This window comes from Alkaliphilus metalliredigens QYMF, assembly GCF_000016985.1.
In the GTDB taxonomy this organism is placed as follows: Bacteria; Bacillota; Clostridia; order Peptostreptococcales; family Natronincolaceae; genus Alkaliphilus_A; species Alkaliphilus_A metalliredigens.
Map to the genome: position 1 here is coordinate 927,479 of NC_009633.1, position 16,295 is coordinate 943,773.

16 protein-coding genes and 1 pseudogene are annotated in these 16,295 nt (G+C 36.1%); 14 read left to right on the plus strand and 3 right to left on the minus strand.

Going from position 1 to position 16,295, the window contains the following annotated elements; all coding sequences use genetic code 11:
* The first annotated feature begins 319 nt into the window (after window positions 1-319).
* The 13 genes and pseudogenes from AMET_RS04395 (at window position 320) to AMET_RS04455 (ending at window position 14,005) form a co-directional block, all read left to right on the plus strand.
* A complete protein-coding gene (locus AMET_RS04395) occupies window positions 320-1,288 on the plus strand; it encodes a sugar kinase (RefSeq protein ID WP_242661456.1) in 969 nt (322 codons plus the stop codon).
* Window positions 1,289-1,387: 99 nt separating this feature from the next.
* Window positions 1,388-1,783 carry a VOC family protein gene (locus AMET_RS04400; protein ID WP_012062157.1) on the plus strand — a complete coding sequence of 132 codons (396 nt, stop codon included), beginning with the start codon at window positions 1,388-1,390 and terminating at the stop codon, window positions 1,781-1,783.
* A 391-nt stretch (window positions 1,784-2,174) separates the two neighbouring features.
* Window positions 2,175-3,290 carry an ABC transporter ATP-binding protein gene (locus tag AMET_RS04405; protein WP_012062158.1) on the plus strand — a complete coding sequence of 372 codons (1,116 nt, stop codon included), beginning with the start codon at window positions 2,175-2,177 and terminating at the stop codon, window positions 3,288-3,290.
* A gap of 14 nt (window positions 3,291-3,304) precedes the next feature.
* A complete protein-coding gene (locus tag AMET_RS04410; protein WP_012062159.1) occupies window positions 3,305-4,375 on the plus strand; it encodes a glycoside hydrolase family 88/105 protein in 1,071 nt (356 codons plus the stop codon).
* Window positions 4,376-4,494: 119 nt separating this feature from the next.
* Window positions 4,495-5,820, plus strand: coding sequence for an ABC transporter substrate-binding protein (locus AMET_RS04415; RefSeq protein ID WP_012062160.1), 1,326 nt, complete (start codon window positions 4,495-4,497; stop codon window positions 5,818-5,820).
* Window positions 5,821-5,872: 52 nt separating this feature from the next.
* Window positions 5,873-6,757 (plus strand): carbohydrate ABC transporter permease, encoded by an 885-nt coding sequence (locus AMET_RS04420; RefSeq protein ID WP_012062161.1) that lies wholly within the window; start codon window positions 5,873-5,875, stop codon window positions 6,755-6,757.
* Entirely contained in the window at window positions 6,754-7,686 is a 933-nt protein-coding gene (locus AMET_RS04425) for a carbohydrate ABC transporter permease (RefSeq protein WP_012062162.1), read from the plus strand. Before AMET_RS04420 ends, AMET_RS04425 begins: the two co-directional genes overlap by 4 nt.
* Before the next feature lie 5 nt (window positions 7,687-7,691).
* On the plus strand, window positions 7,692-9,251 hold the full coding sequence (locus tag AMET_RS04430) for a glycoside hydrolase family 28 protein (protein ID WP_012062163.1): 1,560 nt from the start codon (window positions 7,692-7,694) through the stop codon (window positions 9,249-9,251).
* A 25-nt stretch (window positions 9,252-9,276) separates the two neighbouring features.
* Window positions 9,277-10,110, plus strand: coding sequence for a 5-dehydro-4-deoxy-D-glucuronate isomerase (gene kduI / locus AMET_RS04435; protein WP_012062164.1), 834 nt, complete (start codon window positions 9,277-9,279; stop codon window positions 10,108-10,110).
* 96 nt (window positions 10,111-10,206) lie between these two features.
* On the plus strand, window positions 10,207-10,986 hold the full coding sequence (kduD, locus tag AMET_RS04440) for a 2-dehydro-3-deoxy-D-gluconate 5-dehydrogenase KduD (protein WP_012062165.1): 780 nt from the start codon (window positions 10,207-10,209) through the stop codon (window positions 10,984-10,986).
* 101 nt (window positions 10,987-11,087) lie between these two features.
* Window positions 11,088-12,125, plus strand: coding sequence for a LacI family DNA-binding transcriptional regulator (locus AMET_RS04445; RefSeq protein WP_330368682.1), 1,038 nt, complete (start codon window positions 11,088-11,090; stop codon window positions 12,123-12,125).
* A 153-nt stretch (window positions 12,126-12,278) separates the two neighbouring features.
* A pseudogene (locus AMET_RS27270) lies at window positions 12,279-12,727 on the plus strand (mannitol dehydrogenase family protein).
* Window positions 12,728-12,760: 33 nt separating this feature from the next.
* Window positions 12,761-14,005: a glucuronate isomerase gene (locus AMET_RS04455; RefSeq protein ID WP_012062167.1), complete on the plus strand. Its 1,245-nt coding sequence runs from the start codon at window positions 12,761-12,763 to the stop codon at window positions 14,003-14,005.
* 113 nt (window positions 14,006-14,118) lie between these two features.
* Here the strand turns inward: AMET_RS04455 and AMET_RS04460 are convergent, their stop codons facing one another.
* The 3 genes from AMET_RS04460 to AMET_RS04470 form a co-directional block, all read right to left on the minus strand.
* Window positions 14,119-14,403: a spore coat protein gene (locus AMET_RS04460; protein WP_012062168.1), complete on the minus strand. Its 285-nt coding sequence runs from the start codon at window positions 14,401-14,403 to the stop codon at window positions 14,119-14,121.
* A 58-nt stretch (window positions 14,404-14,461) separates the two neighbouring features.
* Window positions 14,462-14,701, minus strand: a complete 240-nt coding sequence (locus tag AMET_RS04465) for a hypothetical protein (protein WP_012062169.1) — start codon at window positions 14,699-14,701, stop codon at window positions 14,462-14,464.
* A gap of 86 nt (window positions 14,702-14,787) precedes the next feature.
* Window positions 14,788-15,003 carry a hypothetical protein gene (locus tag AMET_RS04470; RefSeq protein ID WP_041720349.1) on the minus strand — a complete coding sequence of 72 codons (216 nt, stop codon included), beginning with the start codon at window positions 15,001-15,003 and terminating at the stop codon, window positions 14,788-14,790.
* A 192-nt stretch (window positions 15,004-15,195) separates the two neighbouring features.
* Here AMET_RS04470 and AMET_RS04475 point away from each other — a divergent pair, with 192 nt between their 5' ends.
* Window positions 15,196-16,290 carry an aldo/keto reductase gene (locus AMET_RS04475; RefSeq protein WP_012062170.1) on the plus strand — a complete coding sequence of 365 codons (1,095 nt, stop codon included), beginning with the start codon at window positions 15,196-15,198 and terminating at the stop codon, window positions 16,288-16,290.
* Window positions 16,291-16,295: the final 5 nt, after the last annotated feature.

Sequence of the window (16,295 nt, forward strand, 5' to 3'; positions counted from 1 at the left end):
CGAGTGGCTTTTAAAAAAAAATAATAAAATAGACACAAAATGTCTGAATTGTAAGAAAAATGGAGCAAACTAGAAGATACCAAGGGAAAGGATATGAAAACAACTGATTATAGTGAATTTAATGTTTTGATATATCGAGAAAATTCCGTATAATGAAACTGAGGTCCGCATTGTGAAATACAATGCTGGTTCCTACAATTTTGTATTGATAACGAATATGGAAAAGAAGAAATAGGGGAGGTCATTAGAATGCGAAAAATAGCAAAGGATAAAGACATTTTATTAAGGCCATTCAGATGGAGTGATGATAGAAGTGGATATGGAAAGGGGAAAAGATAATATGGAGGTGATTACCTTTGGAGAGTCCATGGTTTTGTTTAATCCAGATTCTACGGGTCCTTTAAGATATGTTCACAATTTTAATAAAACAATTGCAGGAGCTGAGTCAAATGTAGCAATTGCTCTTGCAAGATTAAAACATCGAGTTGGATGGTTTTCCAGGCTGGGAGACGATGAATTTGGAAGATATATAGAAGCTGTCATCAGGGGAGAAGGTGTAGATGTCTCTAGAATTGTGACGGATCCCAGTAATAGTACAGGATTACTTTTTAAAGAGAGATTTGCTCATGTAAATCCTAAGGTGTATTATTATAGAAAGAATTCAGCAGCAAGCAATATTACATTTAAAGATTTAGATTTAGAATATATAAAATCAGCAAAGATCCTGCATGTTACAGGAATCACCCTAGCTTTGTCTCAAAGTGCTAGAGAAGCTGTCTATGAGGCGGTAAAGATGGCGAAAGCAAATGGGGTATTGATATCCTTTGACCCCAATATTCGACTGAAATTGTGGTCTGCCGAAGAAGCGAAAGTCGCTATATTGGAAATGATAAAGCTCTCTGACATTGTGTTTCCAGGTGTAGATGAAGGAAGGCTCTTGTTAGGAACAGAAGATCCGAAGGAAATGATAAAACAGCTCTTAAATATGGGATGCAGTACTGTTGCGGTAAAGCTAGGGAAAGAAGGATGTTATATCGCCAACAGACAGGAAGAAAAGATGGTAAGGGGATATGTAGTAGAACGACCCATAGATACCGTAGGTGCAGGGGATGGTTATGCCGCTGGGTTTTTATCGGGACTTTTAAATCAATTGAGTCTAGAGGAATGTGGGAAGTTAGCCAATGCTGTAGGGGCCATGGCAACCCTTGTAAGAGGCGATATGGAAGGGTTTCCCACTCTTTCTCAAGTCAGAGAGTTTATGGGGACGGATGAATATATTGATAGATAAAAAATATGATCCTAATACAAATTAACTGGTGTATTTGTTTTACTATGCCTTTTTAGAGGGAAATTCTATATAATAATAAATTCTGAAGGAGTGGATAGTATGTTAAGACTTGAACATGTAGGGATCTGTGCAGTAAATACAACCGTACTAAAAGATTGGTATGTGAAATTATTTGATTTCAAAATTGTTTACGATAACAAAAAACAAATGCCTACATATTTTTTATTAATGGAAGATAAAAGTATGTTAGAGATTTGTCCTGCTGACCAAGAAAGTCATAGCCTCAATAATAAGTACCAAGGAATTAGGCATTTATCATTTGGAACAGATAATATTGAAGAAGAGTACCAAAACCTTCTAACTCATGATGTAGAAATCATAGAAGTGTTGAAGGAAAATGCCAAAGGTATAAAAACAGCATTCTTTAAGGATCTAGAAGGAAACATAATACATTTTATACAACGACCTGAAGCCCTACACCAGGCATTGGTTTAGACGGAAGGAATCTGTAGTAGCTCTGAGATTTAAGTTAACTCATTACAAATTTGTGTACAATCATAAAAAAAACCGAATAAAAAAATAAAATATAAAATGCCACTGGTTGTTAAACTGGTGGTGTTTTTGATGGGAAAAATTGTAATATCCAAAAAAATAAATCGTTATTTTTTATACAAAGATGGATATTATTGTTGACATTATTTTGAATATTATTTATAATCTGAATTAGAAGGGTATGCACACGTGTTCTGAAATTTATATGTGATGAAATGTAAATAATAAATAGTAGGATTAAGAATGATATGTGTACTTAATTATTTTTTTTCAAGGAATGAAAAGGTTTTCATTTTAATTAATAAGGCTAAGTAGTTAGAAAAGGGGAGTGAATATGGCTAACGTAAAATTGAAAAGAATTGAGAAAGTATATCCCAATGGATTTAAGGCAGTACATGGAATTGACTTGGAGATTGAAGATGGTGAATTCATGGTTTTTGTTGGACCATCTGGCTGTGCAAAGTCAACGACACTTAGAATGGTGGCTGGATTAGAAGACATTACCGGTGGCGAGATTTGGATCGGAAATCAATGCGTTAACGAAGTTCAACCTAAGGATAGAGGAATTGCAATGGTTTTCCAAAACTATGCCCTATATCCCCATATGACTGCCTATGAAAATATGGCCTTTGGTCTGAAATTTGCAAAGACACCAAAGGATGAAATTGAAAAGCGTGTAAAGGATGCGGCTGAAAAGTTGGAAATTACTGATTTACTAGATAGAAGGCCAAAAGAAATGTCAGGTGGACAAAGGCAAAGAATTGCAGTAGGAAGAGCAATTGTAAGGAATCCTGAAGTATTCTTATTTGATGAACCACTATCAAACCTTGATGCGAAGCTAAGGGTTTCCATGAGAGTGAGGATCGCACAGTTACATCAGCAACTAAAAGAAGAAGGAAAGGCAGCAACGATGATTTATGTAACCCATGATCAAGTAGAAGCCATGACAATGGGAGATCGAATATGTGTATTGAATTATGGAGAAATTATGCAAGTCGATACACCTCTTAACCTATATAATAAGCCCACTAATAAGTTTGTTGCAGGTTTTATTGGAGCACCAGCGATGAATATATTTGAGGCAGAACTAGCCCAGGAAAATGGAAATACTGTGGTTCGAGTAGCCAGTAAAACAATCACATTACCAGAAGAAAAAGCCGACAAAGTCAAAGGACATGTAGGCAAGAAAATATGGTTTGGTGTTAGACCAGAGAACATCCATCTTTTCCAAGAAAAAGATGCAGATTATATAGATGGTGTGGTGTCAGTCATAGAACAAATGGGAAATGAAGAATTTATTTACTTTGAAGCTGAAGGAACACAATATATTTCAAGAATTAACTCTCATGATATGTTGAAAGTAACAAGAGGAAAAGAGCATTGCTTTAGCTTTGATATGAGTAAATGTCATCTGTTTGACTTTGAAACTGAAGAAAATATTTCTTTATAATAAGGAGTTTGGATATGAAAACCAATGACTTTATTAAAGTATATCTAGAGGGTTACAGCAAGTATAAAGAAAAATGGAATTATGAAGACGGTTGTGTATATAAGGGAGCTCTAGACCTATATAAAGCAACCAATGATAAAGAATATCTAAACTTTGTAAAAGCATTTATTGATGAATCTATTTCTGAAAGTGGAGAAATATTACGATATGAAATAGAAGAATTTAATATTGATAACATTAATACTGGTAAGGTTTTATTTGACCTATATGAAATGACAAGAGAGAGCAAGTATAAAAAAGCAGCCATGCAGTTAAGAGAACAATTACAAAAACATCCTAAAACAGAAGAAGGTAGCTTTTGGCACAAAAAAATATATCCTAATCAAGTCTGGTTAGATGGTTTATATATGGCAATGCCCTTTTACGCAGAGTATGAAAAGCTTTTCAATAAAAGCCAAGGATTTGAAGACATTCACAAACAATTTATGGTTGTGAGGGACAGAGTAAAGGATTTGGAAAGTGGACTTTATTATCATGGATATGATGAGAGTAAAAAAGAAAGATGGAGTCACCCCGAAACAGGATTATCACAAAACTTCTGGAGTCGAGCAATGGGGTGGTTTGTGATGGCCATGGTAGACACACTTGAAGTAATCGGTGAAGGAACACCATACTTCCTAGGGATCCAAGAGATGTTAAAAGAGTCAATTGATGCCTTATTGAAATATCAAGATAAACAGACATTTATGTGGTATCAAGTCATCGATCAAATCCATGGAGAAGGGAACTATCTAGAGACCTCGGGTACGTTAATGATTGCCTATGGTATTTTAAAAGGAGTAAGATTAGGGTTTTTACCTGAAGAATACCAGTCCTTTGGAAAGAAAGCTTTTACAGGAGTAATTGAAAAATACCTCGATACAAATACAAATCACTTAGGTGGGATTTGTGGTGTAGCAGGCCTAGGGAATACGCCATATCGTGATGGAAGCTATGAATATTACATGTCAGAAAAAATAATCGAAAATGACCCGAAAGGGGTAGGCGCCTTTTTAATGACTTATAGTGAAATGCTTAGGTCATGATTTTAGGAGATTGAAGCACACGTTAACATTGGCTAAATATAGGCATTCATCTGTGAAGAACCACTAAAATTGTATTGATGCATCAGCGATGCATTAAATAAATCTAAGGGGGAAATGAAATGAAGAGAATGGCAAAGACAGTAGCGATACTACTTGCATTAACGTTATTATTAACGGCTTGTGGAGGTGGCGACACACCAGCAGTAGATACAGGAGGTTCAGAAGAGCCAGCAGGTGTAGAGGAAGAGGTTGTTTTAAGATTTTCATGGTGGGGTGGAGATGAAAGACACGAAAAGACGTTAGAAGCAATTGCATTATTTGAAGAGAGGAACCCAGGGGTAAAAATTGAAGCAGAATATGGTGGATGGTCAGGATTCCAAGAGAAATATGCAACTCAGATGGCGGGTAATACAGCAGCTGATATTATGCAGGTTAACTGGAACTGGTTGTACATCTTCTCTAAAGATGGTAATGGTTACTATGATTTAAATGACTTAAGTGATTATGTTGATTTATCTAACTATGATCAAGCCATAATGGACCAAGTCACAATCAATAATAAGGTCAATGCACTACCACTTGGTATTGGCGCCAAGGTATTCTACTATAATGAAACTACATATGCTAAGGCTGGGGTCGAAATCCCCAAAACATTTGAGGACCTATTTGCAGCAGCAGATGTATTCAAAGAGCAGCTAGGAAATGAGTATTATCCAATTGATGTAGATGCATATGGTGCATTTTTAATGGTACTGTACTACCTTGAGCAAACAACGGGTCAACCATTTATGAATGAAAACAATGAAATAAACTACACAGAGGGACAACTGGTTGAAGCATTAGAATTCTATAATGAGATGGTTGAAAGAGGCGTAACCCCTTCAATGCAACAAAGAGCAGGTGCTGGTGATGTGCCTGTAGACCAAACCCCAAGTTGGATTCAGGGTAAATATGGTGGGACTTACGAGTGGGATAGTGCAATCAATAAGTTCCAAGCCGCATTAGAAGGAGAGCAAACAATCGTTACGGGCGATTATTTAAAAGATTTAGGTTCTTATGATTCTGCTTTAGCAAAGGTTTCCATGACATATGCCATTAATAAAGATACAAAGCACCCAGAAATCGCAGCACAATTCTTGAATTTCTTAGTAGCTGATCCAGATTCTGTAGCCCTTCAAGGAACGGCTAGAGGGATCCCTGCCAATAAAGCAGCTATTGAAACATTAGAGTCAATGGGAATGCTTTCAGGATTAACCTATGAAGGTAATGTAAAAGCGACCCAATTCTTAGGTAAAGGAATTAATCCATACTTTGAAAGTGGCGAATTACAAGACCTTTATAGAGAGCTTATTGACCAATTTGGATACGGAAGAATCAATGCACAACAGACAGCAGAAAGATTAATAAATGAAGTAAATTCCATGACTCAGGAATTGGCACAATAATAAGGTGTGAGGGAGATTCGTCTCCCTTTCTTTATCCTAGAAGGAGGCAAGTATGAAGGCAAACCTGAAAAAGTATGAAGGTTATCTGTATATAGCGCCATGGTTGATTGGAATTCTAGTGTTTACAGCTTACCCCTTCATCACATCATTCGTATTAAGTCTTACTGATTACAATTTAGTTGCTAGTCCTAACTTCATTGGTTTAGATAACTATAAAAGAATGATCAATACCCCTATGTTTTGGACGTCCTTTACCAATACAATTAAGTATGTGGTTTTAACAGTACCATTGAAGTTAGCATTTGCACTATTTATTGCCTACATTCTTAATTTTAAATTAAAGGGAGTTAACTTCTTCAGAACTGCTTATTATCTACCCTCGATTTTAGGTGGTAGCGTTGCCGTCGCAGTTTTATGGAGGTTTATATTTGCAGATACAGGTTTTGTTAACCTGATTTTAGGTACCGTAGGAGTCGATCCCATCAGCTGGCTTGGGGATCCAAGATATGCTGTATTCACCATCAGTTTACTGCGCGTATGGCAATTTGGATCTGCCATGGTTATTTTCCTAGCAGCATTAAAAAATATTCCAGAGTCTCTCTATGAAGCCGCAAAGATTGATGGAGCCACAAAGATGGCAACTTTCCTCAAAGTGACTTTACCAATGATTACACCCGTTGTATTCTTCAACTTTATTATGCAGCTAGTGCAAGCATTCCAAGAGTTTAATGGACCCTATATTATTACCGGTGGTGGGCCACTTAATTCAACCTATTTGTTCCCATTGTATATTTATGATAACTCCTTTAAGTATTTTAGAATGGGATATGGTAGTGCATTATCATGGTTCTTATTTGTGGTCATTATGATATTTACACTAATCACCTTTAGGTCTGAGAAGTATTGGGTGTATTACTCTGATGAGGGAGATGAATGATGAAAGCTAAAGTGGAAGCCCAAGAAAAACAAATACTTAATGACGAGATGAACATCGAAGAAAGAGATCGGATTTTAAGAAAACGAAGAATTAGAAAGAGTAAAATCAATGCAGGGTTGCGCTATACAGTTCTGGTTGCAGTTGGGATGCTTATGCTTTATCCACTGGTTTGGTTAATTGGGGCGTCATTTAAAACAAATGCTGAAATTTTCACATCGATTGGCTTCCTACCTAATTCATTTGATTTTTCAGGCTATGTTAATGGATGGAGAACATCAACACAATACACATTTGCAACCTATTTTATGAATACATTTAAAATTGTCATTCCAAAGGTTATTTTAACAATGATTTCAACGACGATCACTGCCTATGGATTTGCTCGGTTTAAAATGAAAGGCAAAAAAGTATTTTTCATGATCTTAATTGCAACATTGCTATTACCAAATGTCGTCTTAAGAATACCACAGTATCTAATGTATCGTGACTTTGGTTGGTTAAATAGTTATAAACCATTGGTTGTACCAGCGGCCTTTGCAACAGATGCATTCTTTGTCTTTATGATGATTCAATTTATGAGAGGAATTCCAAAGGATTTAGAGGAAGCGGCACGAATTGATGGGTGTAACTCATTACAGGTACTGTACTACATTTTAATGCCAATGCTAAAGCCAGCGATTATTTCTGTAGGACTGTTTCAATTTATGTGGACAATGAACGACTTTTTAGGACCATTGATTTACTTATCTAGTGTTGAAAAGTATCCTGTATCCATTGCCCTGAAGATGTCCATGGATGCCAGTGCATTGGTTCACTGGAATCAAATTATTGCAATGTCAGTGATCGCTTTAATACCATCATTAGTTGTGTTCTTTGCTGCACAAAGATACTTTGTTGACGGTATATCAACTTCGGGAATAAAGGGGTAGAATATATGAAGTTTGAGATCATATCAATCACATCCAGGACCGCTACAATAGAAGTTGTAGGTGACGAATGTGTTTTTGCAAAACATCCCTTTGAAATCTATATTAATGGTAGCTTAAGTGGAAAATCAAATAGGAATGTCACAACGATATCTGAACTTGAGCCAAGTACGGAGTATGAAATCTATATAAAGGATACACAGACCTTATCCCATAGTGGTGTCAAGGTCTTTAAAACAGAATATGAATCTGTCACATTGAATGTAAAGGATTTTGGAGCAACAGGAACCGGTGAAAAGCATGATACAGCTTCATTACAGGCAGCGATCATGTCTTGTCCACCTAGTGGGAGAGTGCTGATTCCTGAAGGAACATATTTAACAGCGCCCCTTTATCTTAAAAGTAATATTACTTTGGAAATACAAAAAGGAGCAAAACTACTGGGAAGCAATGTGAGAGAAGATTATCCCATATTACCAGGTACTACAAAAACCACTGATGGTAAAGATGAATTTTATTTGGGCTCATGGGAAGGTGATCCCATGGACTGTTTTGCAAGTCTCCTAACGGGTATTGGTGTCAATAATGTGAAAATTATTGGTAAAGGAATCATAGATGGCAATGCTTCATTTGATAATTGGTGGAAGGATGCAAAGAAAAAGCGTGTTGCATGGAGACCTAGATTGATATTCATAAAAAACTGTAGGGACATTTTAATTGAAGAGGTTACGGTTCAAAATTCCCCATCATGGACAATACATCCAATGTTTTCACAAAATTTACAATTGATTAACTTAAAAGTAATCAATCCTAAAGATTCCCCAAACACAGATGGGATTAACCCTGAGTCCTGTCAAAATGTAAAAATCATAGGTGTTGATTTTTCAGTTGGAGATGATTGTATTGCAATTAAATCTGGCAAGTTGTATTTAGGTCAAAGATTAAAAATTGCTTCCCAGGATATTATGATTCGAAATTGCCACATGAAATTTGGCCACGGAGGGATCGTAATTGGGAGCGAAATGGCAGGGGGCGTAAAAAATGTTTCTGCCATCAGATGTATCTTTGAAGAGACAGATCGTGGGATTCGAATTAAAACAAGAAGAGGGAGAGGTAAAGACGGGGTTATTAATGGCATTAATGCTGAAAACATTGTGATGAAAAAAGTTTTGACTCCCTTTGTGATAAACACTTTTTATTTCTGTGATCCAGATGGGAAAACAGAGTACGTTTGGAGCAAGGAAAAGCTCCCGGTAGATGAGAGAACACCGGTTGTTAAAAATGTTTACTTAAAGAACATGATTTGTGAAGACTGTGAGGTGGCTGCAGGGTTCATTTACGGATTACCAGAGTGCAAGATAGAGAACATTATACTAGAAGACATTAAAGTCAGCTTTGCATTAGATGCAAAGGAAGGATACCCTGCAATGATGAGTCACTTGGATAAGCAATTGAGAGCAGGATTCTTTATTGGAAATGCTAAAAATGTAAAAATTAAGAACTTCACTGTGGAAAATGGAATGGGTGAGCCATTTATATTTTCTGAAGTAGAAGCGTTATCTTATTAATAATAAAATACGAGGAGGAATAATTATGCTAGAGGTAAGGTATGCATCAAGTAATAAAGATGCGAAAAGTTACGATACAATGAGATTAAGAGAGGAATTTCATATTGATGGCCTTTTTCAGAAAGATGAAATTAAGATGGTTTACTCTCATATTGATCGGATTATTGCAGGATCAGTCTGTCCTGTAGAAAAGGAATTAAAGCTAGAAGTAGGAAAGGAAATTGGGGCTGAATATTTCTTGGAAAGAAGAGAGTTAGGAATCATCAATATCGGAGGAAGTGGAATTGTTACCCTTGATGGTGAAGTACAAGAGCTAGAAAAGGGAGATGGCCTATACGTTGGAAAGGGGATTAAGGATGTTGTATTTAAGAGTGTCGATCCAGGGAAGCCTGCTAAATTCTACATTAACTCAGCTCCAGCCCATGCGTCATATCCCACAGTGAAAATTAATGTAAAAGATGCCAGTCCTGTAAAATTAGGGTCAAAGGAAGAACTAAATCAGAGAACGATCTATCAATATGTACATCCAAATGTATGCCAGTCATGCCAATTATTGATGGGGATGACAATATTGGAAGACGGTTCGGTATGGAACACAATGCCTTGTCATACCCATGATAGAAGAATGGAAGTATACTTCTACTTTGATATGGATGATGATGCCATGGTATTTCATATGACAGGAGAGCCAAAAGAAACGAGACATATTATTATGAGAAATGAAGAAGCTGTTATTTCACCATCTTGGTCAATTCACTCAGGAGTAGGAACAAAAAAGTATACGTTTATCTGGGGAATGGTAGGAGAAAACCAAACCTTTACGGATATGGACCATATTAATAATAAAGATTTATTATAAGTGATTAAAACCATAGATAAGGAAGGAAATTGCTGCATTCTAATACTGATAAAATACAATAGCAATTTCATAAAGTTTTAAGGAGGAGGGGAAGGGATGAGAAATACAGAATATTTAATGGAACAATTTAGTTTGTCTGGGAAGGTAGCAATGGTGACCGGGGGAAATAGTGGCATTGGATTTGCTATTGCAAAGAATTTTGCAAGAGCTGGGGCAGACCTGTTTATTTATAGCCATTCCACGAGAAATATTGATGTCGTTAAAGCAGAAATCGAAGCCATTGGTAGTCAGGTGAAATTTGCCCAAGGAAATTTAGACCAAGAAGAAGATGCAATGGAAGCTGTAGAAAAATGTATTGAAGCCTATGGGAAAATAGACATTTTACTTAATAATGCGGGAACCATCCATAGAGCGCCTCTGTTAGAAGGGGATAACGAGGGATGGAAAAATGTGATCGATCTAAACTTAAGTTCAATATACTATCTTTCTAAGGTAGCTGCTAAGTATATGGTTGCAAATGGAAGGGGAAAAATCATTAACATTGCATCCATGTTATCCTTTCAGGGTGGGAAATTTGTACCATCATATACTGCTTCTAAGCATGGTGTAGCTGGGTTAACAAAGGCCTTTGCCAATGAATTAGCAGATAAAAATATTCAAATCAATGCCATTGCACCAGGCTACATTGAGACTGCCAATACAGCGCCAATTCGAGCTGATGAGAAGCGCAATGCGGAAATTCTTGGACGCATTCCTGCAGCTAGATGGGGAAAACCTGAAGATTTAGGGGCAACCGCAGTGTTTTTAGCATCTAATGCTTCTAACTATATGAATGGGCATGTATTATGTGTGGATGGTGGTTGGTTAGTTAGATAAGTTTGATATAATCTGATGTAAGAAGTATAATTAATTATGAAGCTTCGCTTATTATGGCTGAGGGAGAAGCTTTTCGAGGCTACGACTAATTATTTAAAGCAATGTTATTTATAGATAGAGGTGAAAAGATGAGTGTTACCATAAAGGATATAGCAAGATTGGCTAATGTTTCTCATACAACAGTTTCAAGAGCTTTAAATAATAGTTCTTTGATTAATAAGGAAACGAAAATTAGAATCAAAAAAATAGCTGAAGAAGTTCATTATACTCCTAATTATAGTGCTAGAAGCTTAGTATTAGACAAATCATATAATATTGGATTGTTTTTTCGGACAATTAATAGAGGAACATCATCTGGATTCTTCCAAGAAGCTGTCCGGGGAGTCAATGAGGTAATCAAGGGAGACTATAATTTAATTGTTAAGGGAATTGATGACTACGATGGGTTTAGTCGGGTGAGTCGGCAAAACTTTGATGGTGTCATTGTGATGAGCCAAAGCAGCAAAGATAATGCCTTTATTTATCATGTATTAAATAATTCGATCCCATTGGTCGTACTAAACAGAGAATTAAAAGAAGATAACTTGGTAAACATTCTATCTGATGATAAAAAGGGTTGCTATCGTGCAACGGAGTATTTGATTAAATGTGGTCATAAAAAAATAGCACTGATCGAAGGCAAAGAGGGTTTTGAATCAACTAAAGAGAGAAAAGATGGCTTTATAGAAGCCCTCTTAGATTATAAAATAACCATTGATAAGGAACTAATTGAAAAAGGAAATTACGATTTAAAGAGTGGATATGAAGCCATGATGAGGCTACTAGAAAAAAATGAATTACCCACTGCTGTATTTTGCTCAAATGATGATATGGCCTTAGGGGCTATGAAGGCTATAGGAGAAAAGGGACTCAGGATTCCAGAGGACATTTCCATAACCGGGTTTGATGATAATGTACACTCCGCATATTTGACACCAGCCTTGACAACTGTCAAAAAACAAGTAGAAGTCATTAGTAGAGAAGGTGCCCAATATCTGTTAAAAATCATTAATCGAGAACTAATAAAAAAGGAAACCATTTTTATTAATACAGATTTAGTGATTCGAGATTCAGTGAAAAATGTTGAAAATAAAGAATGAAAAATCTGTAAGGCTAAGTAAGGAAGTTGCATCTTCAAGGTGAAACACTAGGAAGTGGCTACCGGGGATGCATTCCTTATTTAAATAACCAAAGAGTAGAAATTTTTTTGCAAGTCAGTGCACACGTTAACAACAAAGGGTGCCCATACAGCTATGGTGCCAGTAGCCTACTTGTATGGTTTGGAAACAGTTAAGGAAACCGTTGAACACCATGTTGTTGGCAAATACGTTAAAGAAGTGGTATTCCAAGAGATTATGCCAACATTAGATCTACCTACTGATGAGCTTGAAGCTTTGCCAATGCAGTATTAGATCGATTTATCAATCCGTATATTAAGCATAATTTAATGAGTATCTCTTTAAACTCAATGTCTAAGTTTGAAACAAGGGTACTACCCTCTATATTGGAATATAAAAATAGAAAAGGTGCGCTACCGGAAAAATTAGTCTTTGCCTTAGCTGCTTTAATTACATTTCATAAGGGTGAGCGTAATGGAGAGGCCATTAATTTAGCAGATAATCCGGAAATATTAAGTCAATATGTAGCTCTTTGGAAGGAATATGATGGGTCAACAGAAGCCATCAAAAAAACGCTATTCTAAATAGAGGCGATATTATAATTAAGGGGGAGACCGATGAATATTACAGACAAGAAAATTTTAAAGGAAATTGTTCATAAACAGATGGAAAATCTAGAAGTCACTGACATGCATACACATATTTACTCAGAATCTTTTAATGAACTACTATTGTGGGGGATCGATGAGTTACTTACGTATCACTATTTGGTAGCTGAATATTTTAGATATTCAACAATGGATTATGCAGATTTCAAGCAACTATCAAAGCGGGATCAAGCAGACCTGATTTGGGATACTCTATTTATTAAGCATAGCCCTGTCAGTGAAGCCCAAAGAGGGGTACTCACAGTCTTATCTAAGCTAGGGTTAGATGTTGCTTCAAGAGATTTAGAATCTTATCGTAACTATTTTGACAATATGAGCACTTCAGACTATATTGATCAAGTATTTAAGATAGCGGGTGTGAAGGAAGTGGTTATGACAAATGATCCCTTTGACACCAGTGAAAAACAAATTTGGGAAACAGTAGGAAACAATGACGAACGATTCAAAGGGGCCTTGAGAATTGATCCACTATTAAATCAATATGATTTACAATATCTTCAACTTCAAAAATGGGGATATGATGTGGACTTCAGCTTAAATAGAAGAACCATTGAAGAAATTAAGCGATTCTTAAAGGATTGGATAAAGAAGATAGGCGCATTGTACATGGCAGTTTCCCTTCCACCATCATTTACTATGCCGGAGGACTCAACTCGATCAAAAATTGTTGAACAATGTATTATACCTATTTGTAGAGAGCTAAACATTCCATTTTCAATGATGATTGGTGTTAATAAACTGGTTAACTATGAACTCGGTTTAGCAGGAGACTCTTTAGGTAAATCCAACATACAAGTGGTAGAATATCTATGTAGAACATATCCAGAAAATAAATTTATGGTGACAATGCTTTCAAAGGAAAACCAACATGAATTAGCCATTACAGCAAGAAAGTTTAGAAATCTAATGATTTTTGGTTGTTGGTGGTTCTTAAACAATCCAAGCATTGTTGAGGATATGACAAGAATGAGATTAGAAACCCTGGGGCTTTCCATGATACCACAACACTCAGATGCCAGAGTATTAGACCAATTGATTTATAAATGGACACATTCCAGAAAGATTATTGCCAATGTGCTAGTAGATAAATATAGTGATATCCTAGAAAGTGGTTGGCATGTGACAGAGGAAGAAATCGAAAGAGATGTAGAAGATCTTTTTGTAAATAACTTTTGGAAATTTCTTGGGAAATAGTGAATACAGCTAAATACGGTTTCACCCCTTTTATAGAGCAGTAGTCTATTGATTGAAAAATCATTAGACTACTGCTCTTAAGGGTGACACCAATAGCTTAAGCAGAAAAAATTTTATTGCAATTCATTTTTCATTTGATTGTACTTTGTTTTGGCACTCTGTACATCTTGAGATTGGGCTTCTTTTGTTGGATACCAGCCTCTTTGACTCATAGAGTTAAAGATTTGATACTGAATCTCTTGGGAGTCTGTTAGACATTTTGTTAAATGCTGTCTTAAGTTAGAACAAGATGATTCTGTGATACCAGTATTGTATGCAGAAGTCACTTGCTTCTCAGAAGCCAACAAATCATTCATTAGTTCCTTTTCAGTAAAGCTTTTTTGATGAGTCATATTCATAAACAATTCGCCTCCTTAGATTAATAATATGAGCAATAAATAAAGTGTGGTGCAGATATTATTGGTGAGAGTTTAAATAATTTAATAACTCATTATAATGCTGCTTGTGTTTCTGTGCTCCTTGCTGGCAAAGGTTCTTTAATTCCGTATCACTACAATAGTCAGCATAGGTGGCAAATTTTTTGTTCATCAGTGACTCATATCCTAATTGATCTTCTAAGACTTTTAAGTTGTTTGAGTCCAGTTTTTTAGCACCTTGATTGTTTTGCATTCCTTGGTTGTTCGTATTCATTTCCATAAGCGCCCTCCTTCAGGTTTATAGTGAAGCCACACAGTCTTATTATTTGAAATTACTTGAAATATATAGCTGGTAAAACAAGGTGTTTATGAAAATTTATCATGTTCATCATTCGTGAAATCACCCTCATGCTGAGGACGACGTTTCATAAAGGTTTCTTCATCAGATACAGAAGCGGGATCTTTGCCAAAATGAAGGTTATCGGAAATGTCATGAAGTGGATATTCATGTCTTAACTCTGGAGAACTTTGACTATTATAGAAAAACCATCGATCGATAAAGCCTCTGTGTTTCTTTTCCATATGATCACCTCCTTTTGGTTTGAATTTCATTTTATTATTAAACCTCGTTTTAGTTTTCCACATTTACTTCTTTATCATTTCATTAATAATGCCCATATTTAACAAAAAAGATTAACAATCACAATAATTGGAAATCATAAGCAAATTCTTGTATAATAGAAGATAGAATATTATTTAAAGGAGGTACATTAGTTGATTTATAGAGAATATGGACAAACAGGAAAAAAACTTTCAGTGGTGGGATTCGGAGGCATGCGATTTGGTCCCGATGAGGATTATGGGGCACAGGTTGTGCAAAGAGCTAATTCATTAGGAATTAATTACTTTGATACCGCACCATTTTATTGCAATGATCGTAGTGAGGACATTTTTGGAAAGGCTTTTAAAAATATGCCTGGTCAATATTATGTTTCAACGAAGAGTAATGTCGGGAAAGAATCTACTGCTGATCAAGTGCGGTGGCGAATTGAAAATTCCTTAAAACGAATGGGAATTGATAAAATCAATTTTTTTCACATGTGGTGTATAATGGATTTAAATCAATACGATCGCGTCATGGCAAAGGGAGGACCCTATGAGGGTGCTTTAAAGGCAAAGGAAGAAGGTCTAATTGATCATTTGGTCTTCTCCACACACTGTAAGGGAAGCGATATCCGTAAAATCATAGAAGATGATGTTTTTGAAGGGGTGCTACTGGGGTACAATGTAGTCAATCATGCCTTTCGCCAAGAAGGGGTGCAAGCAGCACTAGAAAATAAGCTAGGTATTGTCACCATGAATCCCCTTGGAGGTGGACTGATTCCACAACACCAGGATTATTTCAGTCTTTTAAAAGAAAGAGAAGATGAAACCGTGAGTCAAGCCGCCCTACGATTTAATGCAGCCCAAGAGGGGATTACAGTTGTATTGGCTGGAATGGGAACCATAGAAGAAGTAGAAGAAAATGTAAAGATAGTAGACCATCCATTGACAGTGTCTAAAGAAAAGGTGCAAGAAATTAGAAGTAAAATCACGGAAAGTATGGATATGCTTTGTACAGCATGTGGATACTGTAATAAATGCCCTCAAAAGATTAATATACCTACATATATGGAAGCCTATAACCTTTCCATATTAAAGGATGACCAGGAGACAAAGCATCGATTAAACTGGCTTAGAGAGCAAGAAAAAATAAAAGAAGATGATGCAAAGACCGATGCATGTGTTGCATGCGGTATTTGTGAAGAGCTTTGTACCCAAAAGCTACCTATTATAGAGCGATTAAAGGAAATGAGCTTAAAATATTAGAGGAG

Coding starts and splice junctions, on each gene's coding strand:
- AMET_RS04415 (WP_012062160.1), top strand. CDS start 4,495: ATGAAGAGAATGGCAAAGACAGTAGCGATACTACTTGCATTAACGTTA.
- AMET_RS04430 (WP_012062163.1), top strand. CDS start 7,692: ATGAAGTTTGAGATCATATCAATCACATCCAGGACCGCTACAATAGAA.
- AMET_RS04460 (WP_012062168.1), bottom strand. CDS start 14,403: ATGAATATGACTCATCAAAAAAGCTTTACTGAAAAGGAACTAATGAAT.
- kduI (WP_012062164.1), top strand. CDS start 9,277: ATGCTAGAGGTAAGGTATGCATCAAGTAATAAAGATGCGAAAAGTTAC.
- AMET_RS04395 (WP_242661456.1), top strand. CDS start 320: ATGGAAAGGGGAAAAGATAATATGGAGGTGATTACCTTTGGAGAGTCC.
- AMET_RS04405 (WP_012062158.1), top strand. CDS start 2,175: ATGGCTAACGTAAAATTGAAAAGAATTGAGAAAGTATATCCCAATGGA.
- AMET_RS04465 (WP_012062169.1), bottom strand. CDS start 14,701: ATGGAAATGAATACGAACAACCAAGGAATGCAAAACAATCAAGGTGCT.
- AMET_RS04410 (WP_012062159.1), top strand. CDS start 3,305: ATGAAAACCAATGACTTTATTAAAGTATATCTAGAGGGTTACAGCAAG.
- AMET_RS04445 (WP_330368682.1), top strand. CDS start 11,088: ATGTTATTTATAGATAGAGGTGAAAAGATGAGTGTTACCATAAAGGAT.
- AMET_RS04420 (WP_012062161.1), top strand. CDS start 5,873: ATGAAGGCAAACCTGAAAAAGTATGAAGGTTATCTGTATATAGCGCCA.
- AMET_RS04400 (WP_012062157.1), top strand. CDS start 1,388: ATGTTAAGACTTGAACATGTAGGGATCTGTGCAGTAAATACAACCGTA.
- AMET_RS04455 (WP_012062167.1), top strand. CDS start 12,761: ATGAATATTACAGACAAGAAAATTTTAAAGGAAATTGTTCATAAACAG.
- kduD (WP_012062165.1), top strand. CDS start 10,207: ATGAGAAATACAGAATATTTAATGGAACAATTTAGTTTGTCTGGGAAG.
- AMET_RS04425 (WP_012062162.1), top strand. CDS start 6,754: ATGATGAAAGCTAAAGTGGAAGCCCAAGAAAAACAAATACTTAATGAC.
- AMET_RS04470 (WP_041720349.1), bottom strand. CDS start 15,003: ATGGAAAAGAAACACAGAGGCTTTATCGATCGATGGTTTTTCTATAAT.